Genomic DNA, 21,026 nt, shown 5'->3' with positions numbered 1-21,026 from the left:
TCTAATTTATAGAATTTTAATCTTCAGAATCTCAATATTTATAGTTTTAATAATCTTAATATTTATAATTTTCAGTTTTCGGAATTTGTAATAGGTTTATAATTTCAATAATAATCGTATTTTTAATCTAAAATTTTTCTCATCTAATATTTTTCTTTAGTTTTTATTTAAACATTAGTTTCTTCATACTAGTTTTTAATTTTTATAAGTCATATTTAATTAGTGTCTTACTTGTTCAACAGTTATTTCTCTTATATCATGTAGTTTCTTCATGTGATTTAAGACACTATCTAGAGATGTCTTTTCTTCATTTACTATCAATTTTATACCTGAATTATTCATATTATCTACAGTCATACTTATTGATTGTATATCAACTTCTCTTCTTCTAAGTGTCATCGCCACTCTTAAAAAAGAATCTATTCCTTGGTTTAATTTAGCATATACAGTATTTTCCATAAAAAACTCCTCCTTATTTTTTATTATTATTTTCATTAATTTTATATGGATTAATCTTTTATATCGCTCAAAATAAAAAAACTTTCATCTTTATAAGCAATATAAATATTACTTATAAGGACGAAAGTTAAATTCCGCGGTACCACCTTATTTGTAGATATAAAAAATATATCTACCACTCTTTTTTCAGGTCGGGTAATTGATTACCTTAACCTTAGCCATATAACGTTGGCAGACGTTTGTACTTACTAAAATATATTCAGTACAAAAGCTCCAGAGTGATCATTATACTACTGTTAACACCAATTCTCAGCAACATTGGTTCTCTGTAGATAACTCTATTAGTATTGTTGTCTCTGTCATTGCTTTTATCTATCTAATTTTTTTAACTTTGTTTTGCTGTTAATATAGATTATATTATCTATCTTTTGGAATGTCAACGACTTTTTTAAAATTTTCAGATTATTTTTTTTCTTCGCAATAATCACTTTTTTATATTTTAAATGAACATTTGAAATAATCGTTTTCATATTATTATCTTATATCCATTTTTTTTAAGCCAAGTTTCTTTATCTTTATACTCTGGCATAATATTTTTTACCAAATCATAAAATTTTTTTGAGTGATTCATATGTAATAAATGACTAAACTCATGTACTATTATATAGTCAATTACATCTAATCTCGCCATAGATATTTTTGAATTTATATAAATATTTTTTTGAGATGTACAACTCCCCCATCTACTTTTTTGTTCTTTTACTTTTACATTAACTGGTGTTAGTTGCTTCATTATATCACAATTCGACTTAAGAAAATCGATTCTTTCTGAAACAATTCTTTGACTTTCATTTTTGTACCAACACTGTAAAGATTTTTTGATAAAATCTTTACTTAGGTCATTTGTTTTAACAATTATTTTATATTCTTCAAGATTTATTTTACACTTACTTTTTTTCGCACAATCATCCGAAGTTTTATTTACAACTAAGCAATATTCTTCACCAAGATAAAGAAATTTGTCACCTGTCATAAATGTTCTTTGCTTGTATGCTTCCTCTCTGTCTTTATACTCACCAGATTTTTTAAGTATCCAGTCTCCTTTTTTAATTATTATTTCTTCTATTGTTTTTTTAGAAACTTTAGGTGGACTTATTACAACTACTTTGCCAAATGAGTCTATTTTTATGCAAATATTTTTTCTATTTTTATACAGTAATACTGCTTCTATTTCTTTATTTTTAAAATTAATATTTAAAATCTGATAACCTTTGCTCATCATTTTCATTAATTTCTTTTTTCCTTATTTGCTCTACAATTTATAAGTTCAGCTGCTATACACACAGCTATTTCTGCTGGTGTTTGAGCATCTAGTTTTATTCCTATTGGAGCATGTACTTTATTTAGTTCTTGCTTACTGAACCCCTTTTTCATAAGTTTTTCGTATGTCAATCCAATTTTTGTTCTACTTCCAATCATACCTATATAGCAAGGATTCGTTTTAAGAGCCCATTCCAATGAACTTGAATCATATAGATGACCTCTCGTTAAAATAATTATATAGCTATTCTCATCAATTGGAAAATCTGGTATATTTTCAAAAGAATCTAAAACTACCACTTCTGAGTGTGGAAATCTTTCAGAATTAGCAAATTCCTCTCTATCATCTATTACTATTGTTCTAAACTCTAGAAGTGATAATATTACTGCTACATCTTTTGAAATATGACCTGCACCAAATATATATGCTTTACTTATATTTTCTTTTAAGTTTTTATTAAATCTTTCTAAATTGCTCTTCAAATTACTATCAATAAAATCTATCTGTATTTCTCCAGTACCACCACATATCATTCCAAGCTTTGCTATATCAGTTTTATTTAGAGTAAATTTATACAACATTGACTCTCTATTTTTTATAACATTAATTGAATGTTTTATGCATGTTGCTTCTACACTTCCCCCACCTACAGAACCAAATATAGAGCCATCACTTTTTACAATCATCATTGCTCCAGTTTCACGTGGTGTTGAACCTGAGTGAGAAGTTATTGTAGCAAATGCAAAGTCCTCATTATTTTCTATTAACTTTATCGCTTGTTCATATATATTCATATATTTCTCCTTACTAGTCTATTTAAAAATCTTCTATATGTCTACTTTAAGTTTTTTATTACTTTGTCTGGTATTACAAACTCAACTGGCCCCATATACCCAGGAGCTACTTCATATTCATCAAAACTAATTACAAGGTTTCCATCTTTATTAAAATAGAAATCTTGATACTTATTTATAGACTTAAAATTTTTTACTGGGGAATCTTTTTCTTGGTCTATAAAATATGATTTTGTATTGTCTTTCTTAATTTGATTTTTCATCTGTCCTTTTATATTATCACTTATAGCATCCATATATCTACTATCTTTAAAAAATATTGGTAAGTTTAATAGTATTTCTCTATTTTTATCAATAGTATAATGTGTTTTAGTTACATATGAGGAAGCTTCTATCTCTTCTTTTTTAACTTCTATAGATAAAAAGTCCTTAGAATTATTTTTTACACTATAACTTACATTTAAGTATCTATGACCTTTATTGTTTTCTTTTTTCATTTTATTTTGAAATTCACTATAAAGTTTTTTCCCATTTTCCATAAATTCATTGTTTAATTTATTCTCTAAATCTTTATCTTTTAAACCTTCTATCTTAGGAATTTTGATATTGACTTCATAATTATCTTGTTTCAAACTATAATTTTTAGCATTTATCACTTTTATCGGATTATTTTTTATAACTCTATCAGAAGAACTTCCTGCAAATATAGGATTTACATTTACTAATGCTACAAGTAGACACACTGAAATCACAGCAATTTTAAATATAGATTTTTTAAGTTTTTTATATGTATTCATATTAACCTCCTTAATATATTTATATATAAATTACTATTCTATTTACAAATTTTTTATTACTTTATATGGAATTACAAATTCTACTGAACCCATATAACCAGGTGCTACTTCAAACTGGTCAAAACAAATTACAAGGTCTTCATTTTTATTAAAATAGAAATCTTGATATTTATTTATTGTTTTAAAATCTTTAACAGGAGAATCTTTTCCCTGATCTATAAAATATGATTTTATGCTGTCATTTTTCATTTGATTTCGCATTTGTTCTTTTATATTATTACTAATAACTTTTATATATTTATCATCCTTAAAAAGCATAGGTAAAGTTAAAACTATTTGTCTTTTTTTATCAACATTATAATGTATTTTGCTCACATATGATGATGCTTCTATCTCATTTTTTGTCATTTCTATTGATAGAAAATCTTTAGAATTATTTTTAACACTATAACTTAAGCTTAAATACTTATGTTCCTTATTTTTTGATAATTCTATTTTTTCCATTCTATTTTGAAATTCATCATAAAGCCTCTTTCCATCTTCCATAAAACTATTATTTAATCTCTTCTCTAAATTTTTATCTTTTAAACCTTGTATTTTAGGAATATCAATTTTAGCTTCATAGTTTTCGTTTTTTAAACTATAATTTTTTATAGTTACTACTTTTACTAATCCTCCAATTATAGGTAATTTAGAAAAGTTATCTGCAAATACAGGGCTAATATTTACTAATACTATAAACATACAGGCTGAAGCCATAATGACTTTAAATCTCCATTTATTTATCTTTTTATTTTGTTCGCAATATATATCTTTTATTTTTTTATGATTTATTATAGTATCTAGTTTCTTTGGTATTGGAATTTTATGATACTCATCTCTTAACTTATCTAACCTTTCTTTGTTCGTCATTCTTTTTATCCCTACTCTTCAATTTTTAATTTTAATTTTTTTAAAGCAGTGTATAACCTAGTTTTAACAGTATTCACATTTTCATCCAATATTATTGCTACTTCTTCAATCTTTAAATCCTCAAAAAATCTCAATATTATAATAGATTTATATTCAATAGGTAATTCTTCTAATGCTTTTTTTAAGTCTAAATCAGTATACTTATCACATTCTCCTGTCTCATCTATAAGAGTGATATCTGTCATATTATTATATTTGCGGTTTTTTCTAATAAAATCTATACTCGTTCTAACTAGAATTTTATAAAACCATGTTTTTATATAATTTACTTCTTTAAGGTTTTCTACTGAATATAGAGCCTTATACATGGCTTCTTGAACCACATCTAATGCGTCCTCTTCATTTTTTGTATAACTATATGCAATTCTATAAAAAGAGTCTTTATTATCGATAATGTATCTCTCAACTTTCCTTCTCTTTAAACTCTTAAACATTCCTGTAAAATCTCCCTCCGGCTACAGGCTAGGATTGAGTTTTTATAGATTCTATCTCTCTACTTTTGCACTTTCATTCAATTTTTTTATGTGCTCAATATATTTTTCGTTTAAAATAGATTCTCTTACTAAACTCTGACACTCATTAAGACTTTTTTGTCTTTCTCTTTTATCAGTAACTTTGACTATATGATATCCATAACTAGTTTCAAAAACACCTGAAACCTCATTTTTCTTTAATTTGAATACTTTTTTTGTAAATTCAGCATTTTTATCATTCTTTGAAAAATATCCTAGCTGACCTCCATTTTTTCCAGTCGCTTTGTCATCTGAATATTTTTTAGCCAATGCTTCAAAACTTTCTCCATTTTTGATTTTAGTCAATATACTCTCTGCCTCTTTTTTTAAAGCTTCTTTTTTATCCTTACTTACTTCTTTTTTATTTTTGTCTAAAGTTGATATCAATATTTGAGAAGCACTTACTTCTTCTACGTTAAAATCTTTTTTATGATTTACATAATAAGATTCCATCTCAGCATCACTTATATTTATTTTATTTTCAAAGGCTTTTTTACTTTTGTCTATGGCTAAATCTCTAGATATTTCTTGCTTTAAATATTCCTTATCTACACCTGCTTTGTCCATTTTTTCTTTATAGCTTGTATTCAAATTCATTTCATTTTCTAGTTCTTGATATTTTGAGTCTATCTCACCTTTACTTGGAGTTAATCCTTTATCCTTAGCCTCTTGATATAAAAGTTCATTATCCACCATAAACGATATTATAACATTTTCTAATTTATTTCTACCTTTTTTATCTAAACTTTTTTCCATTTCATCTAAAGATTGACCATTTATATAACTGTTAGTAGCAGATAATACTGCCTTTGTTTTTTCATATTGCGCCTTTGTGATTTCTACATCATTCACTTTAGCTAAACTTTTATTACAACCAACCATCATTAAAGATAGTACTCCGACCATTCCTACACAAAGTTTTTTATTCAAAACACTTACACCTCACTCATTTTTTATTTTCAATTTTTAAAACTCTTAATCAACATTTTTTATTTTTACTATTCCAAATTACGTAACCAATAATTTTTTGGTATCTGATTTTGCTCTACTGCTGCAAATTCATAGCCTTCATCTGATAAAAATTTTAAAATTGAATCTAAAGCTTCTGCACTTTGTTTTTTCTCATGCATTAAAACTACAAGTTGATCCTTATCTTCACCTTTTCTATTCTTAATATGAGCTTTTACATTCTGTACAATTTGTGCAGAATTAGATTTCCAGTCTTCAGTATCTAAATCCCAATCCCAAATTTTATACCCTGCATCAACTAAGGCTTGATATGAAGCTTGTGGAGTATATGGTTTACTTCCATAAGGAATTCTTATTACTTTTGAATGTTTACCAGTTATACTATAAAGAGTCTGATCATTCGTATCAAATTCATCTTTTGCTGATGTACTAGTAACATAAAGTTTATGAATATCATGAGATACACTATGAAAACCTGCTGTGTTCCCATTTTTAATTATATTTTTAACTTGCTGTGGATATTCCTTCATATTTCCATCTATCATAAAAAAAGTTGCTTTAACATTATACTTATTTAAAGTTTTTATCATTTGGTCAGTAAATTTAGATGGACCATCATCTATAGTTATGTATGCTACTTTTCCAGAACTTTTACTAGGCCCTTTACTAACTTCTGCTGATGTATTAGATATTATATCTGTAATAGTAGAACTTGATAGTTTAGCATTTCTACTAATTTCATCTTCTTTCATGTTCATATAACTAACTCGTATGCCAATTATTATAAATGCTAAACAGACTACTATAGCACTTAAAAGCAAATACAATCTCTTTCTATTTATTTTTTTCTTTTTATTTCTCATCGTTCGACCTCCAATATTACTATATTTTTACATTTATATTTTTGTAGTATTTTAGAATCAGAATCTACACTACATATATATAGACGTTGAACTTCGACAAAAAGTTTTACTTAATTTTTAAAATTTGTTATTTTGCTGATTATTATGCTGTATAATTTCTGTATAATTGTATAGAATGTTGAAAATTGAGTATTATATAGTGTTTTTTACAATTAATACTAGTTAAAATGTCGTTTCTAATTTTTAAAATTTATAATTTTTTTTCTATAAAATAGAAATTTAAAATAAGAAATATATTAAGAAAATAATATTATTTCTTGTTTTGACCTTATATTTTATATATTCATATACATTTGTTTTTGTTATTAAATAAAAATTTATAAACTTGTCTACAAAGTGTTATACTTTATAGGAAACTTTTTACATTACAACATAATAATTTGTTACAATATAAGTATTAGTTGTATAAAAATTCTAAAAATATTATTGGGAGGTATTGTTTATGAAGGTAATTTCTTTAATTGAAAATATTTCTGGCTCCAAAAACTTAAAATCTGAACATGGTTTATCTTTATTTTTAGAAATTAATGATAAAAGATATATATTAGATACAGGAAAAAGTGGAAATTTTATAGAAAATGCTAAAAATTTAAATGTTGATTTATTAAATTTAGATGCACTTGTAATATCTCATAATCATTCCGACCATATTGGTGGTATAGATAAATTTTTTGAAATTAATAAAGATATTAACGTTTATATAAAATCTCAAGCTAAATTATATGAATATTTCTACCATAACGAAAATCAGCAAGAAAACTACTATATAGGAAATAGAAAGGGCTTATTTGAAGATTTTAATAAAAACTTTATTTGGATAGATGATTTTTACAAACTTAGTGAAAATCTTTATATCTTCTCTGATAAAAACAATAATAAGGATTTCTTTTGTAGAGATAAAAATCTGTTAAAATTTAAGGACAATATGTTTATTGAAGATGATTTTAAACACGAATTATTCTTAGTATATGTGGATGGAGACTATGTATCAATAATAAGTAGTTGTAGTCATAGTGGAATTGTAAATATCGCTCATACTGTTAAAAAATACTTTCCAGATAAATCAATTAAGTTTATTATTGGAGGATTTCATATGGATAATTTATCAAAACAAGGTGGACTTAACTGTTCTACAGAATACATAGATGATGTCATAAAGGAACTTAACACAATTGGTTTTCAGAAAATATATACATTCCATTGTACAGGATTAGTTGCATTTGATTACATGAAAAAATTACTTGGAGACAAAATAGAGTATTTTAAGACAGGTGATTTTTTAGAGGTGTAATTATAAAAGCTAAAAATAAAAAAATAAAATCCCAATCTATCTACGTTATAGATTGAGATTTTATTTTTTATATAATCATAAAGTATTTATAAACTAGTTAGACTCATTTTTTGTTTTCTTAGTCATATAAGCATACACTGGCAAGCCTATAGCTGTTATTATAAGACCTCCAACAGATATCATAGTAGTTTTCATACCCGCGAAGCATAATTGATTAACTACGACAAATATACCACTCACTATAGCTATTATTGGAACAATTGGATATAGTGGTACTTTGTATTCTCTTGGTATATCTGGGTGAGTTTTTCTAAGCTTCATTACCCCTATAAATGTCAATACATAGAATATCCAAGTAGCAAATACTGCTAAATCAGTTAATAAATTAAATTGACCTGATAAAGCATAGATAGCTGCAAGAACAGATACTAATACTATAGAATTTGCTGGAACTTGAGCAGAATTTAATTTAGAAAATACTTTATATTTAGGCAAAGTTTTATCTGTTGCTAAAGTATAGGCCACTCTTGAACCAGTTAATAAGAATCCATTTAATGCTCCAAATACTGAAATTAATATACCTACAGATATTATTTTTCCACCTATTGAACCAAATATAACCTCAGCAACTGCTGATGCTGGTGAAGCGTAATTAGCTAGCTCACTAGCTGGTAATACCCAAAGATATGCTAAGTTTATTACAAAGTAAACAGCCATAACCACTGATAATCCACCTATTATAGCTTTTGGAAGGTCTTTTCCTGGATTTTTCATTTCTCCAGCCAAAGTACCAACATTCATCCATCCATCAAATGCAAATAATATAGCAATTAAAACTTGACCTATTACACTTCCTAGACTTAATCCTTCACCAACCATAGGACTAAGTATTGGATTATCTCCACCGCCTTTAATAAATCCAACAATCATTATTAATATAAGTGGTATTAATTTACATATTGTAGAAATTGTTTGTATAGCTCCCCCAGTTTTTGAACCCAACATATTCAGCCCTGCAACTATCACTATAATTCCAATTGCTATTGGAAGTAATAATGATGAATTACCAATTAAAGCTGATGCTTGCTCTCCAAATATGACACCTAATGCTGCCATCATCCCAGGATAAAATAATACAATTTGCATCCATCCAGTTAAAAATCCCAATTTATCTCCATAAATCTCTTTTATATATACCATCATTCCACCAGTTTTTGGTATTGCAACTGATACCTCTGCAGCTGTAAGACCAGCTGTTATAGTTATGATTCCTGCTATTAACCATGCCAATATACCGAGTCCTGGAGCTCCTCCAGTTAATGTATAAACTGCCTGCGGTTTAAAAAATACACCTGCTCCTATTACTGAACCTACAACAGTTGATAATGCTGCAGATACACCAAGAGTCTTTTTTAGCTCACTATTTCCCATTTTTTTCCTCCTACTTCATCCTATTTAATTTTAATTTCATAGTTATATAAGCATCTACTATGCCAATATTATAGAAAAATAGTTTTTATTATTTATTAAGATAAAATAACATATGCTAAACTTTTATAAATTTTAATTTTTAAGTAAAATTAAAATTTTTTAAAAAAATTATAAAAATTAAAAATCCCAATATGATGATACATTCTTCATAACAGTTAAATTGTTTTACATTTCAATATCTATTTATCTATTAGAATAGATTCTATCCACAAGTAAAAGTTAATTTAAACCTTTTGCAATAAATTTTCACTGTTTTCAAAAACATTTTATTATATTTTTGTAATTTGTATTTTATTATTAATGTTTTTGACTAAATAGTATCACTTTTATTTATTTTATAGCTTATTTTATAGTAATAAATAATTTAACAATTTATTATAACCCAAATTAAACCATAAATCAAAACTAATATTTTATTTTTTAGTAAAAAATAAAATATTAGTTTTGAAAACGTTTACTTTTTATTAAAATTTATATCTATTTCATCTTAAAACATATCCTTTTTCAGCCCATATTATTCAATATGAAAATTAATTTAAAATTATTTTTCTTAAATATTAATTATATAATTATATTTTTTCTAAAATAAATAATGTATTATAATCGTTTTATTGATAAATTGTATACATAATAAACTTAAGTAAGAAACCTGTGATTTTCTTCTACAATATAAAATAGAAAATAAGAAAGTATACCGTTTTTTTTAAAAAACGGTATACTTTCTTATTTTCTATCAATCTATTTTTATTCTATTTTCTTCTTTTAATTAATTCTTTTTTTATTTCATCAATTTCAACACCTTTTTCTATCATTAAAACCAATGTATGATATACTAAATCACTAATCTCATAAATAAGTTCACTTTTATCTTCATTTTTTGAGGCTATAATTACTTCACTGCTTTCTTCTCCAACTTTTTTAAGAATTTTATCTAAACCTTTGTCAAATAGATAGTTAGTATAAGACCCCTCAATAGGATTGTTTTTTCTTTCATTTATTAAATCATATAATTCTTTTAATGTATTTTTTTGTACTTCAAAGTCAATTTTATCAGTATCATCAAATAAATTTCTATAGAAACAAGAGTAATTACCTGTATGGCAAGCTACACCTGTTTGTTCAACTAAAAGTAATATTGTATCTACATCACAATCATAAGAAATCTTGACCACTTTTTGAATATTTCCAGATGTCTCACCTTTAACCCATAATTCTTGTCTACTTCTGCTAAAGTAACAAGCTATTTTGTCTTTTAAAGTTTTCTTTATAGACTCCTCATTCATATATGCTAACATCAATACATCTTTACTTATTACATCCTGAACAACAGCAGGAACTAATCCTTTATCATCAAATTTTACATTTTTTATAAATTCTTCAAATTTTTCACTGCATACATTATTACATTTATCATTCATTTTTCCAATCTCCTTATAGATATTTAATTTATAATCTTACTTCTACACCCATTTCTTTTAAATACTTTTTCAAATCCTTTATTTTTATCTCTCCAAAATGAAAAACAGATGCTGCTAAGATTCCATCTACATTAGATTCTTTGACTGCTTCATAGAAATCTTCCATTTTCCCAGCCCCTCCAGATGCTATGACAGGTACATTTACTAAAGATGTTATTTTTGACAGTAACTCTATATCATATCCATTTTTCATTCCATCTTCATCCATACTATTTACAACAATCTCTCCAGCTCCAAGTTCAACACCTTTGACTGCCCATTCAATTGCATCTAAATCTGTTTTCTCTCTACCGCCTTTTACATATACACTCCATGAACCCGCTTCATTTTTTTTTGTATCTATTGATAAAACTACACATTGTGCACCAAACTTTAGTGAGGCTTCTCTTATTAATTCAGGATTTTTTACTGCTGATGAATTTATAGAAACTTTATCTGCACCTTTTCTTAAAATATTAGTAAAGTCTTCTAATTTATTTACTCCTCCACCTACACAAAATGGAATATTTATATTTTCTGCAACTTTAGATACAAATTCCAAAGATGTCTTTCTTTCTTCATTTGATGCAGTTATATCATAAAATACAAGTTCATCTGCGCCACAGTCACTATAAAATTTTCCAAGGACTTCTGGACTGTCCACATCCACTATATCTGTAAATTTTTTCCCTTTTACAACTCTTCCATTTCGTACATCTAAACATGGTATTATTCTTCTAGTAAGCATAGTTGTTGAGCCTCCTTAAAGTCTATCTTCTTATCATAAAGTGCTTTACCTATTATTGCTCCATATAAGTTCATATCTTTAAGTTTTTTAATATCTTCAATAGAAGTCACTCCCCCAGAAGCAATAACATTTAAAGATGTCTCTTTTGATATTTTTTCATATATATCAAAGTTTGGACCTTGAAGCATACCATCTTTTGATATGTCTGTATAAACAATCGTCTTTACTCCTATTTTTTCAAGTTGTTTACATAAAGTCAGAGAATCTACATTGCTTACAACTTCCCAACCTCTAACCGCTACCTTTCCATTTTTAGCATCAATTGAAACAACAATTTTTTCTTGATATTCATTAACCAACTCTTCAACTAACTCCATATTTTCAATTGCGATACTCCCAAGTATCACTCTAGTAACACCTGCTTTTATTAAACTTTGAACTTTCTCCTTATCTCTAACCCCTCCACCTACTTGAATAGGTATTTTTATATTGTTTGCTATATTTTCAATTGTTTTTGTATTTACACCAAATTCACTTCTAGCTCCATTTAAATCTACTATATGTATATATTCTGCACCTTCATTTTTCCATTTATATGCTACTTCTAATGGATTATCATAATATACATTTACTTTGTCAAAATCACCTTGAGTTAATCTTACACACTTGTTATCCTTTATATCTATTGCTGGAAATATTATCATTTTATCATCTCCCCATATGCTCTTAATATATTTAAACCTACTTCTCCACTTTTTTCCGGATGAAATTGTATACCATATACATTATCTTTTCTAACTATTGCTGGAATCTTCTTCTCATACTCTGAAAACGCAACAAGTTCTTCATTTGATGAATTTGCATAATATGAATGAACAAAGTATACATAGTCATCTTCTTTAATATATTTAAGAATATCATCATTTTTCTTATTAAATTTTAGATTATTCCATCCCATATGTGGAACTTTTAAACTTATATCCAGTTTATCAATGCTACCTTCTATAAGACCTAACCCTTCATATTCTCCATATTCATAGCTTTTTTCATAAAGTAATTGCATGCCTAAACATATGCCTATTAAAAACTTTCCCTTTGACACATGTTCTTTTATTATTGGCACCAAATCTAGCTTATTTAAAGCATTTATAGAATCTCTAAAAGCTCCAACACCTGGAAGTATTAGTGAATTTGCCTCCTTTATTTCATTTAAATTGTTAGAAATTTTAGTTTCTATTCCAGCCTTCTTAAAACCTCTAGATACAGAATCTATATTTCCTAGACCATAATCTACTATTATATTCATTTTATAAGACCCCCTTTGAAGATGCTATTTCATTGGAAATTACTTCGCTACCTTCTTTCAATGCTCTTGCAAATGCTTTAAAAATACTTTCTATTTTGTGATGGTCATTTTCTCCATACAAAAGATTAATATGTAAAGTTACTCTAGATTCATTTACAAAAGCTCTAAAAAATTCTTTAAAACATTGAGTACTCATACTACCAATCGTTTGAGTATCAAACTTTGCATTAAATACAAGATATGGTCTGTTGCTTATATCAATAGACACCATGGATAAAGATTCATCCATAGGTATGTAGATAGTAGAATATCTTCTTATTCCTTTTTTATCCCCTAAAGCATTTTTAAATGCCTCTCCTACAGCTATACCTATGTCCTCCACACTATGATGGTCATCTACATATATATCTCCTTTACAAATAATCTTTAAATCAAACTTACCATGAAACGCCATTAAAGTAAGCATATGGTCTAAAAATCCAATTCCAGTATCTACCTCAACTTTTCCAGTACCATCAATGTTTAGTTCTACTAAAATCTGTGTTTCAAGTGTATTTCTTTCTATCTTCCAAACTCTCATACCTAATTCTCCTTTTGAAAAATATCTTTTATAGCATTTGCAAACATAATATTTTCTTCTTTATCACCAATTGTAACTCTATAATAATTTTCTAGTTTTCCACTAAACTTTCTTATTAGTACTCCTCTATCAATCAGCTTTTGTGATAAATTTTCTATCTCAGAGTAAAATAATATAAAGTTTGCTTGTGACTCATACGCTTTGATACCCATATCAATTATTTCTTTATACAATTTTTCTCTTTCTTTTTTTACTTCATCTATATAAGACTTAACTACTTCTTTATTTTTCAATGCTCTTGTAGCAATGAAATCGGACAATGAATTTAAGTTATATGGAGGTCTTACCTTCTCAACAGAGTTTATCAAACTACTATTAGATAGCATATATCCAGTTCTTATCCCAGCTAATCCAAATGCCTTTGATAGAGTTCTAAGAACGATTAAGTTTTCATACTCAAAAACATTCTCTAACATGCTTTCTTCCCCAAAATCCATATATGCTTCATCTAAAACTACTAAACTGTTAGTTGAGTTTAAAAGTTTTATTATGTCTTCTCTTTTAAGTATTGCCCCTGTTGGATTATTAGGATTACAAACAATTACTATCTTTGGATTGTTTTCTTTTACTGTTTCAATTACATCATCTATATTTATAACTAAATTTTCATCACTCTCAACACCTATAAACTTTGAACCATTTATCTGACTGTATATAGAGTACATGCTAAAACTTGGAGAAAAACTTAATATTGTTTCATCTTTATCTACAAAAGTATGTATTATCAAATCAATTATTTCACTTGAACCATTTCCTACTAAAAGGTTTTTCTTACTTACTCCAGAAATATCTATGTAATTTATTATAGACTCTTTTAAATCGCTATAAGAGTCTTCAGGATATAAATTTAAATCTATATCGCTATCTCCAAGCTCTTTAACAAGATACTTGAACAACTTTTTATTTCCTTCATTTGCATCAAGCTTTACCTTACAATTTACATGATTTGGTTCGTATCCCTTTAGTTCTCTTATACTTTCTTTTTCTCTCAATCTAAACCTCTCCTTGTCAATTTTAATTATATTTTAGTTATCAATTTCCTTAAACAAACGAATTATATTTTGAATTTGTTCATACTTAAATCTATAACTAGCTCTATTTGATATAATCCTAGCGCTTATATCGCATATATCTTCTAATATTTCAAGTCCATTTGCTTTAAGTGTATTACCTGTCTCAACTATATCAACAATTACATCTGATAAGCCTACTATTGGAGCTAGTTCAACAGAACCATTTAGTTTTATTATTTCAATTTTTTGACCTTTTTCTTTAAAGTATTTTTTTGCTATATTTGGGTACTTTGTTGCCACTTTTAAATATTCATCTTTTCTATATATGCTATCTCCCTTTAATCCTGCTACTGCAAATTTACACTTTCCAAAACCTAAATCATATATTTCATATACATCTGTTTCATTTTCTAAAATAGTATCTTTCCCTGCTATACCAAGGTCAGCAACTCCTTTTTCAACATAGGTAACCACATCTGATGGTTTTACATGTATATATATGATTTTATTTTTTTCATCTTTAAAAATTAACTTTCTTGTATCAGTATCTATACTGTCTCCCAAGCCCATTTTTTTAAATTTTTTAAATGATTCCCCTTCTATTCTTCCTTTTGCTAGTGCTATAGTTAAATAATCCAAAATAATACCTCCTTTTCAATCTTACTTATATACATACTTCATTAGCTCATCAACACTTAATGTAAATCCAATAGCTGGAATTTCTTTTCCATACTCTTTAGTTAGAGAATCATATCTTCCACCGCTTAGAATTTCTTTATATGAGTCTGGATAGTATCCTCTAAACATAACTCCTTCATAATAGTCAAGCATTGTAATCATTGATAAATCAAATCTAGCTTTATCTAAAAAATTACATTCCTCAATTAAATCGTTTATTTGTTTTAACTCTTCAAGTGCTTGTTTCATCTTATCATTACAATAGAATTTTTGCGCCTTTTCAATAACATTATATAGATTACCTTGAAAACTTAAGATATTTGATAATAATTCTTTTACATCATTTTTAATTTTTAAATCTTCAATATATACTTTTAATTCATGGTTATTTTTGGTATATAATAAGTTTTTAATTTGATTTTCACAATTCTTATTCAATTTTAATTCCTCTAATAATCCATTAATATATTTACTACTCCCAACTTCCAAAATGAAATTATTGTTGTACTTTTCAAGTATCTTAAGGGCCAATTTTACCACTTCTCTATCTGCTTCTACAGAAGATTCTCCTAAATACTCACAACCTATCTGTCTTATCTCTTTTATTCCAACTGTATTCTTATTTTTATATATAGATGAATTATAAAAAAGTTTAAGTTTTAAACCCTCTTCCCATCTTGGTATGAGGCTTTTTATTATACTTGTAGTTATATCAGCTCTTAACACCATTACTCTTCCATTTACAACCTTTACCATAGATTCTTTTGGGATTTTACTATTTATATTTGTAAATTCATCATATTCTTCAAATAATTGTGGTTCTATTTGAAAATATTCTTCATCTAAGAAAAGCCTGTCTATTTCTCTTTTTAATTTGTATCTTTTTTTAGAATAAATAACCTCATCTTCAATTCTTAAAAATTTCATACTCTCACCCTTTTCATTAAAATTACTCTTACATTTGCAAATTTAAAACAATAAAAAAGCCATATAGGCTTTATACCTATATGGCTATAATTTTCTTTTAAAATTACTTCCCATCATAGATACAAGACCAATTACACTAAAAACAGGGCTTGTGTCTATGAATCAATTTCATATTACAATCCCTTTAATCTATGATGATGGTGATGATTTAATTTTATATTTAATTTTTCTACATTTAATCTCACCATGATAATTTCCTCCCAAATATTTTTTATTAATATTCTAAATTTACAGTTTTTTTATTACTATTAATAATAATATACTTTTCAAAAATTGGCAATAGTTATTTAAAAATTTAAATAAAATATTTTATATGATTTTTTATTTGTACAGTTAGATATTTAATCTTTACTTAATTTGGAAGTTTTGTGTATAAAAAATGAAATTTCGGGAAAAATTGTAATAATTTAAAAAAACTTATTAAAATATAGTATAATAAGTATATCTTAATGTAAAGGGATGATTTTATGTATAAATATGATGACTATGTAAATTTAACAAATGATTTAGATTTGCCTGTAGAAATTAGAAATAAATGTGTTAGAATTGTTAGTGTGTCAGAGAATTTAGAGGATATAATTATAGTACATAAATTCAAACTATATGTCGTAAATGAGAAATACATTAAAGGAATTATGGAATAGACATTTTGAATATGCTATTTTTATAAACAGGTTATTATAAATATAATTGTATTTATAATAAGGAACTGTCTTATAGTAGAAGATAGATTCTATATAAGACAGTTCTTTTTATTTTCTTCATTGTAGAAATTTTAGTATCAATTAACTGGATTCTTAAACTATAAAACATACAATAAAACAGCTAAAAAGTGGAATAAAGAACCTAACATAATAAAAATATGAAATATCTCATGAAATCCAAATTCAGGACTTATGTTTGGCTTCTTAATAATGTAAATAACTGCACCTATAGAGTAAGATACACCTTCTATTATTAATAAGTTAAGACAATCCTTAGGAATTGAATTAAATGCATTTATATCAAAGACAATTGCCCACCCCATAAGTAAATATAGACTTGTAGACAACCATCTAGGTGCATCCATCCAAAATATTTTTATTACTATACCAATAAATGCAACTATCCATATTGCTGTAGTAAATATTATTCCCTCTTCTTTTTGCATAAAATATAAGCATATTGGTGTATATGAACCAGCAATCAATACATAAATCATTGCGTGGTCTACTTTTCTGAAAAATAATTCTTGTTCTGGTGTACCTTTTAAAAAATGATAATATGAGCTTGCACTATAAAGAGCAATTAATGATAATCCAAATACAGACACAGACACTATCATCAAAAAAGAAGTTTGTTGTAAAGATATAGATTGAAAAATTAAAATTATAGTAGCTATAAGAGATAAACAAGCCCCTATAAAATGAGTTAAACTACTGATTGGGTCTCTACCCTTTAAAAAAAATTGATACATTTCATCCTCCTACAATTATGTATTTTAAAAATTACATTTTATATATAGTTTTTAATACTATATTATAAATTTAATTATACCACTTTATATATCTTTTGCAACCATTAATATTGTTTTATTTTCTAAATTAGTGTATTATAAATATTATGGAGGTAACATATGATGAACAATGAATTAAATACCATAATACTGGAAACGCTAAATAATACAGATATAACTTCAAATGATATTCCATCTATTGACCTATATATGGATCAGATTATTTCTCTAATTGACAGTAAACTTTCTGCCAATAAAAGATTTGAGGATGATAAAATTCTCACTAAAACAATGATAAATAATTATAGTAAAGAAGGATTAATCAAACCAATTAAGGGAAAAAAATATACCAAAGAACAAATCTTACAAATGATAATCATTTATTCTATGAAAAATACACTTACAATACAAGAGATTAAAAGAATCTTAAATGGTGTATACGAAAAAGATGACTTCAACGGAGAAGATTTAGTGGCATGTTATGAAAAGTTTATATCAATAAAAGAAAGGCAAAGAAATAATATGCCAAACTTTATAGAGTCTAATTTTGAAAATATCAGTATTAATCCAGAAAATAAAGGTGATTTATTGATAGCCTTACTAAGCCTAACTTCAATGGCTGACCAATTAAAAAGTATTTCAGAAAAAATAGTAGATACTTTTTTCCAAGATACTCCCAAAAAATAATTTTAATAAAGTAAGACTGAAAATAAATATTAAAATACAATACAGCTTAAATTAATCATTATTGTATACAATATAATTTTCAGTCTAAATATTAATACTTTCTATTTTTAACTCTTTCAAGAATCTCCATATCTAAAGTTTACAAATTTAATTTTATTCTATTTAAGTTTTGACAATGTGAACAATTCAAATTAACTTGAATTTGTTTATACCCTATGAAAACGGCTTGTTTAAGTATACCAGTGCCATCATCTATCATCACTACATTGTCTTTTATCTCTACATGGAAATTATTTTCTTGATTACACCAATAACAATCATACTTCTCATTACTTTTTTCTTCTCGCATGATTTTCGCCTCCTTCAATATAGGTTTCTACATTAAGAGAGGTTTTTCCTTTATATTTTCAATAAAATAAAATATTATAACTAAAACTTCATAGAATCTACTATGCCTTCTATTTTTTCAGATGCTTTTTCTATTGCACTTTGTCTTTCTTCTTCACTAGTTCCAGTTCCATCTACTAATAATTCATCAAATTTTTTGATTCCTATAAATTTCATGATACTTTCCACATAATTTACCCCTTTATTCATAACTGGTTTTAGTACCCATGGTATATGTCCACCTGAAGATTGTATATATACCATACTTCTATCAATATCATTCAGTATTCCTTGTGGTTTATCATCACCTTCAAAAGATATAGTTTTTCCATCTTGAATTATACAATCTATATATTCTTTAAGTGGTGCTGGAAAAGATAAACTCCACATAGGTGCTGCTATTACATATACACTTGCACTCACAAATTGGTCACAAAGGCTTCTAATTTTTGCAAGTTCTTTTCTATCCTTATCATCTAATTGCTTAGCGGCTTCTTCGCTGACTATACTATTTCTCTTTTCGAAGTATTGATATTCTAGTCTTGGTATATGCTCTTTATAAAGATCTATTTCTTCAACTTCGAAATCCTTATTTTTTTCTATAAATTTATTGATAAACTTTCTTGCTACAGTTTTACTTGAAGATAAATCTTCTGGTTTTGAATTCACATTTATATATAATAATTTTTTCTTCATAAGCTCACTCCTAAGATTATTTTTATATTATTATTTCACAAAAATAACCATTCTATTCTGTAATTAAATTATAAAGTTAGTAGAAATATATTTGTTAAATAATCTTAAAAAGTAAATTGATAGAGTACAGGAATAAAACATAATTTATTATATAATATAATTTTAAATATTTTAAAATTCTAATCAAGAAATTACCTATAGTATTTTAGATAAGATAAGTGTTCCATAAAGTTATGTAAATTCCTCTCAGAGTTTCTAATTTCAATAAAAAATGGTATAGTGCTTTAACACTATACCATTAAAATTATTAAAGTATTTTTTAATACTTCTTCTTCCATTTTGCGCTTCTTCCCCTTGCAACAACCTCTATCTTATCTTGTTTTCTTAGATTATTAAAAACTCTATTTATAGTAGGTTCTGGAATATCAGGACACAAGTCCTTTATATCTTCTTTTGTAAAATATCCAAGAGTAGAATTTATTATTTTTTCTATTCTACTAGTTTTTGTCTGTCTTTTCTTATCAGATACATTTAAACTGTCATCTAACTTCTTATATGCAGTCAATATAGTTTCTAAAAAATATTCAATCCAAGCATTCATATCTGATTTTTCATTCCCTATAGATGACTTCAAATAGTTTAAGTTACTATAGTACTCATATGAACTGTCATCAAATATTTTTCCTAAACTTATATATCTTCCAACTTCATATCCATTTTTGTTTAACAGCAATAGTATAAGTACTCTTGCCATTTTTATATTACCTTCTTTAAATGGATGTATCAAGATGAAATCTAACACAAATGCAGAAATTAATATTAATATATCAATTTCATCCTCATCTATCAATGTATTATAAGCTTCACATATTTCTTCTACAGCTTTTTCAACCTTATTAACACTTGCATCAACATTTATGAAGTCACTATTTTTTAAATTATATTCAAAGAATCCACTTTCTGATTTATAGCTTCCCCCTCTGGTAGATGAAAATTTATATAAGTATCCATGAAGTTCAAGAATTGTTTGTGAGCTTATTGGTATACTCTCATAAGCACTGTTAATAGTTTTTACTACATCTCTGTATTCAACAATACTTAACTCTTCTCTACTTTTAGGTGTGACTTCATTACTTATTAATTTTTCTAAATTAAAAGTATTACTTTCTTTTTGATTTCCAATATATGTAGATTCTGAACAATCTACTAAAGATTTTTTTTCTAGACTTTCTAAAATTTCTTTTGGTTGTTTTTTGTAAAGCAGTTGTCTACCCTTATACTCATTTATCTTAGACAACATTCTAGCTACATTCATGTTTACATACATATTTTTTAATTTGCTTTTTTTTGTAAATTCCATAAAATCACTCCATAATTAGAATTTCTCTTCTTTTTGACAGCGG

The 21,026-nt window shown here is 26.2% G+C and carries 24 protein-coding genes and 1 other annotated feature; of the genes, 3 read left to right on the top strand and 21 right to left on the bottom strand.

The genetic code is table 11. From position 1 onward, the window contains the following. Positions 1–219: 219 nt before the first annotated feature. From IC213_RS11235 to IC213_RS11200, 8 genes are all read right to left on the bottom strand, one after another. Positions 220–459, bottom strand: coding sequence for an ACT domain-containing protein (locus tag IC213_RS11235; protein ID WP_227432962.1), 240 nt, complete (start codon positions 457–459; stop codon positions 220–222). Positions 460–572: 113 nt separating this feature from the next. Next, positions 573–831 (bottom strand) — a binding site (T-box leader). A gap of 154 nt (positions 832–985) precedes the next feature. Then, the gene (locus tag IC213_RS11230) at positions 986–1,747 is read right to left on the bottom strand and encodes a SprT family zinc-dependent metalloprotease (protein ID WP_227863083.1); all 762 of its coding nucleotides are present in this window, start codon (positions 1,745–1,747) and stop codon (positions 986–988) included. Continuing rightward, the gene (locus IC213_RS11225; RefSeq protein ID WP_227432959.1) at positions 1,747–2,574 is read right to left on the bottom strand and encodes an XdhC family protein; all 828 of its coding nucleotides are present in this window, start codon (positions 2,572–2,574) and stop codon (positions 1,747–1,749) included. The genes IC213_RS11230 and IC213_RS11225 overlap by 1 nt, the downstream gene beginning before the upstream one ends. Before the next feature lie 41 nt (positions 2,575–2,615). Beyond that, a complete protein-coding gene (locus tag IC213_RS11220; RefSeq protein WP_227482359.1) occupies positions 2,616–3,371 on the bottom strand; it encodes a DUF3298 and DUF4163 domain-containing protein in 756 nt (251 codons plus the stop codon). A 42-nt stretch (positions 3,372–3,413) separates the two neighbouring features. Next, positions 3,414–4,283 carry an anti-sigma-V factor rsiV gene (locus IC213_RS11215; RefSeq protein ID WP_227855112.1) on the bottom strand — a complete coding sequence of 290 codons (870 nt, stop codon included), beginning with the start codon at positions 4,281–4,283 and terminating at the stop codon, positions 3,414–3,416. An 11-nt stretch (positions 4,284–4,294) separates the two neighbouring features. Beyond that, on the bottom strand, positions 4,295–4,777 hold the full coding sequence (locus IC213_RS11210; RefSeq protein ID WP_227432953.1) for a sigma-70 family RNA polymerase sigma factor: 483 nt from the start codon (positions 4,775–4,777) through the stop codon (positions 4,295–4,297). A 51-nt stretch (positions 4,778–4,828) separates the two neighbouring features. Further along, a complete protein-coding gene (locus IC213_RS11205) occupies positions 4,829–5,785 on the bottom strand; it encodes a peptidylprolyl isomerase (RefSeq protein ID WP_227432952.1) in 957 nt (318 codons plus the stop codon). 68 nt (positions 5,786–5,853) lie between these two features. Continuing rightward, entirely contained in the window at positions 5,854–6,687 is an 834-nt protein-coding gene (locus IC213_RS11200; protein ID WP_227432951.1) for a polysaccharide deacetylase family protein, read from the bottom strand. Positions 6,688–7,189: 502 nt separating this feature from the next. On the opposite strand from IC213_RS11200, the gene IC213_RS11195 reads away from it, so the two are divergent. Beyond that, positions 7,190–8,038 carry an MBL fold metallo-hydrolase gene (locus IC213_RS11195; protein ID WP_227823751.1) on the top strand — a complete coding sequence of 283 codons (849 nt, stop codon included), beginning with the start codon at positions 7,190–7,192 and terminating at the stop codon, positions 8,036–8,038. A 93-nt stretch (positions 8,039–8,131) separates the two neighbouring features. Here the strand turns inward: IC213_RS11195 and IC213_RS11190 are convergent, their stop codons facing one another. The 9 genes from IC213_RS11190 to IC213_RS11150 all read right to left on the bottom strand — a co-directional run bounded on the left by IC213_RS11190 (position 8,132) and on the right by IC213_RS11150 (position 16,298). Next, entirely contained in the window at positions 8,132–9,469 is a 1,338-nt protein-coding gene (locus IC213_RS11190) for an APC family permease (protein WP_227432948.1), read from the bottom strand. A gap of 809 nt (positions 9,470–10,278) precedes the next feature. Beyond that, positions 10,279–10,947 carry a bifunctional phosphoribosyl-AMP cyclohydrolase/phosphoribosyl-ATP diphosphatase HisIE gene (hisIE, locus tag IC213_RS11185; RefSeq protein ID WP_227831127.1) on the bottom strand — a complete coding sequence of 223 codons (669 nt, stop codon included), beginning with the start codon at positions 10,945–10,947 and terminating at the stop codon, positions 10,279–10,281. 28 nt (positions 10,948–10,975) lie between these two features. Continuing rightward, on the bottom strand, positions 10,976–11,734 hold the full coding sequence (hisF, locus tag IC213_RS11180; RefSeq protein ID WP_227863082.1) for an imidazole glycerol phosphate synthase subunit HisF: 759 nt from the start codon (positions 11,732–11,734) through the stop codon (positions 10,976–10,978). Then, the gene (hisA, locus tag IC213_RS11175) at positions 11,716–12,438 is read right to left on the bottom strand and encodes a 1-(5-phosphoribosyl)-5-[(5-phosphoribosylamino)methylideneamino]imidazole-4-carboxamide isomerase (protein ID WP_227823748.1); all 723 of its coding nucleotides are present in this window, start codon (positions 12,436–12,438) and stop codon (positions 11,716–11,718) included. The genes hisF and hisA overlap by 19 nt, the downstream gene beginning before the upstream one ends. After that, a complete protein-coding gene (gene hisH / locus IC213_RS11170) occupies positions 12,435–13,040 on the bottom strand; it encodes an imidazole glycerol phosphate synthase subunit HisH (protein ID WP_227823747.1) in 606 nt (201 codons plus the stop codon). The genes hisA and hisH overlap by 4 nt, the downstream gene beginning before the upstream one ends. 1 nt (position 13,041) lies before the next feature. Then, positions 13,042–13,620: an imidazoleglycerol-phosphate dehydratase HisB gene (hisB, locus tag IC213_RS11165; RefSeq protein ID WP_227432940.1), complete on the bottom strand. Its 579-nt coding sequence runs from the start codon at positions 13,618–13,620 to the stop codon at positions 13,042–13,044. A 2-nt stretch (positions 13,621–13,622) separates the two neighbouring features. Beyond that, positions 13,623–14,672 carry a histidinol-phosphate transaminase gene (gene hisC, locus IC213_RS11160; protein ID WP_227432939.1) on the bottom strand — a complete coding sequence of 350 codons (1,050 nt, stop codon included), beginning with the start codon at positions 14,670–14,672 and terminating at the stop codon, positions 13,623–13,625. Between the two features lie 33 nt (positions 14,673–14,705). Next, a complete protein-coding gene (gene hisG / locus IC213_RS11155) occupies positions 14,706–15,332 on the bottom strand; it encodes an ATP phosphoribosyltransferase (RefSeq protein ID WP_227432938.1) in 627 nt (208 codons plus the stop codon). Between the two features lie 21 nt (positions 15,333–15,353). Beyond that, positions 15,354–16,298 (bottom strand): ATP phosphoribosyltransferase regulatory subunit, encoded by a 945-nt coding sequence (locus tag IC213_RS11150; protein WP_227432936.1) that lies wholly within the window; start codon positions 16,296–16,298, stop codon positions 15,354–15,356. A gap of 527 nt (positions 16,299–16,825) precedes the next feature. On the opposite strand from IC213_RS11150, the gene IC213_RS11145 reads away from it, so the two are divergent. Continuing rightward, positions 16,826–17,002, top strand: coding sequence for a hypothetical protein (locus IC213_RS11145; protein WP_003420092.1), 177 nt, complete (start codon positions 16,826–16,828; stop codon positions 17,000–17,002). 158 nt (positions 17,003–17,160) lie between these two features. Here the strand turns inward: IC213_RS11145 and trhA are convergent, their stop codons facing one another. Then, positions 17,161–17,814: a PAQR family membrane homeostasis protein TrhA gene (gene trhA, locus IC213_RS11140; RefSeq protein ID WP_227432934.1), complete on the bottom strand. Its 654-nt coding sequence runs from the start codon at positions 17,812–17,814 to the stop codon at positions 17,161–17,163. A gap of 159 nt (positions 17,815–17,973) precedes the next feature. On the opposite strand from trhA, the gene IC213_RS11135 reads away from it, so the two are divergent. Further along, entirely contained in the window at positions 17,974–18,540 is a 567-nt protein-coding gene (locus IC213_RS11135; protein ID WP_413927178.1) for a DUF1836 domain-containing protein, read from the top strand. A 139-nt stretch (positions 18,541–18,679) separates the two neighbouring features. On the opposite strand, the gene IC213_RS11130 is transcribed toward IC213_RS11135, so the two are convergent. From IC213_RS11130 to IC213_RS11120, 3 genes are all read right to left on the bottom strand, one after another. Next, the gene (locus IC213_RS11130) at positions 18,680–18,889 is read right to left on the bottom strand and encodes a hypothetical protein (RefSeq protein WP_227432931.1); all 210 of its coding nucleotides are present in this window, start codon (positions 18,887–18,889) and stop codon (positions 18,680–18,682) included. Between the two features lie 80 nt (positions 18,890–18,969). Further along, on the bottom strand, positions 18,970–19,623 hold the full coding sequence (locus tag IC213_RS11125; RefSeq protein ID WP_227432929.1) for an FMN-dependent NADH-azoreductase: 654 nt from the start codon (positions 19,621–19,623) through the stop codon (positions 18,970–18,972). A 319-nt stretch (positions 19,624–19,942) separates the two neighbouring features. Beyond that, positions 19,943–20,983 carry a Fic family protein gene (locus IC213_RS11120; RefSeq protein ID WP_227432928.1) on the bottom strand — a complete coding sequence of 347 codons (1,041 nt, stop codon included), beginning with the start codon at positions 20,981–20,983 and terminating at the stop codon, positions 19,943–19,945. Between the last annotated feature and the right edge of the window lie 43 nt (positions 20,984–21,026).

This window comes from Clostridioides sp. ES-S-0049-02 (genome assembly GCF_020658465.1).
GTDB lineage: Bacteria > Bacillota > Clostridia > Peptostreptococcales > Peptostreptococcaceae > Clostridioides.
This window is presented reverse-complemented; position numbering and strand designations above follow the sequence as displayed.

What these genes read in the sequence shown, in the direction of transcription:
- IC213_RS11235 (WP_227432962.1), bottom strand. Translation starts at nt 459, where the DNA reads ATGGAAAATACTGTATATGCTAAATTAAACCAAGGAATAGATTCTTTT.
- IC213_RS11230 (WP_227863083.1), bottom strand. Translation starts at nt 1,747, where the DNA reads ATGAAAATGATGAGCAAAGGTTATCAGATTTTAAATATTAATTTTAAA.
- IC213_RS11225 (WP_227432959.1), bottom strand. Translation starts at nt 2,574, where the DNA reads ATGAATATATATGAACAAGCGATAAAGTTAATAGAAAATAATGAGGAC.
- IC213_RS11220 (WP_227482359.1), bottom strand. Translation starts at nt 3,371, where the DNA reads ATGAATACATATAAAAAACTTAAAAAATCTATATTTAAAATTGCTGTG.
- IC213_RS11215 (WP_227855112.1), bottom strand. Translation starts at nt 4,283, where the DNA reads ATGACGAACAAAGAAAGGTTAGATAAGTTAAGAGATGAGTATCATAAA.
- IC213_RS11210 (WP_227432953.1), bottom strand. Translation starts at nt 4,777, where the DNA reads ATGTTTAAGAGTTTAAAGAGAAGGAAAGTTGAGAGATACATTATCGAT.
- IC213_RS11200 (WP_227432951.1), bottom strand. Translation starts at nt 6,687, where the DNA reads ATGAGAAATAAAAAGAAAAAAATAAATAGAAAGAGATTGTATTTGCTT.
- IC213_RS11195 (WP_227823751.1), top strand. Translation starts at nt 7,190, where the DNA reads ATGAAGGTAATTTCTTTAATTGAAAATATTTCTGGCTCCAAAAACTTA.
- IC213_RS11190 (WP_227432948.1), bottom strand. Translation starts at nt 9,469, where the DNA reads ATGGGAAATAGTGAGCTAAAAAAGACTCTTGGTGTATCTGCAGCATTA.
- hisIE (WP_227831127.1), bottom strand. Translation starts at nt 10,947, where the DNA reads ATGAATGATAAATGTAATAATGTATGCAGTGAAAAATTTGAAGAATTT.
- hisF (WP_227863082.1), bottom strand. Translation starts at nt 11,734, where the DNA reads ATGCTTACTAGAAGAATAATACCATGTTTAGATGTACGAAATGGAAGA.
- hisA (WP_227823748.1), bottom strand. Translation starts at nt 12,438, where the DNA reads ATGATAATATTTCCAGCAATAGATATAAAGGATAACAAGTGTGTAAGA.
- hisH (WP_227823747.1), bottom strand. Translation starts at nt 13,040, where the DNA reads ATGAATATAATAGTAGATTATGGTCTAGGAAATATAGATTCTGTATCT.
- hisB (WP_227432940.1), bottom strand. Translation starts at nt 13,620, where the DNA reads ATGAGAGTTTGGAAGATAGAAAGAAATACACTTGAAACACAGATTTTA.
- IC213_RS11150 (WP_227432936.1), bottom strand. Translation starts at nt 16,298, where the DNA reads ATGAAATTTTTAAGAATTGAAGATGAGGTTATTTATTCTAAAAAAAGA.
- IC213_RS11145 (WP_003420092.1), top strand. Translation starts at nt 16,826, where the DNA reads ATGTATAAATATGATGACTATGTAAATTTAACAAATGATTTAGATTTG.
- trhA (WP_227432934.1), bottom strand. Translation starts at nt 17,814, where the DNA reads ATGTATCAATTTTTTTTAAAGGGTAGAGACCCAATCAGTAGTTTAACT.
- IC213_RS11135 (WP_413927178.1), top strand. Translation starts at nt 17,974, where the DNA reads ATGATGAACAATGAATTAAATACCATAATACTGGAAACGCTAAATAAT.
- IC213_RS11130 (WP_227432931.1), bottom strand. Translation starts at nt 18,889, where the DNA reads ATGCGAGAAGAAAAAAGTAATGAGAAGTATGATTGTTATTGGTGTAAT.
- IC213_RS11125 (WP_227432929.1), bottom strand. Translation starts at nt 19,623, where the DNA reads ATGAAGAAAAAATTATTATATATAAATGTGAATTCAAAACCAGAAGAT.
- IC213_RS11120 (WP_227432928.1), bottom strand. Translation starts at nt 20,983, where the DNA reads ATGGAATTTACAAAAAAAAGCAAATTAAAAAATATGTATGTAAACATG.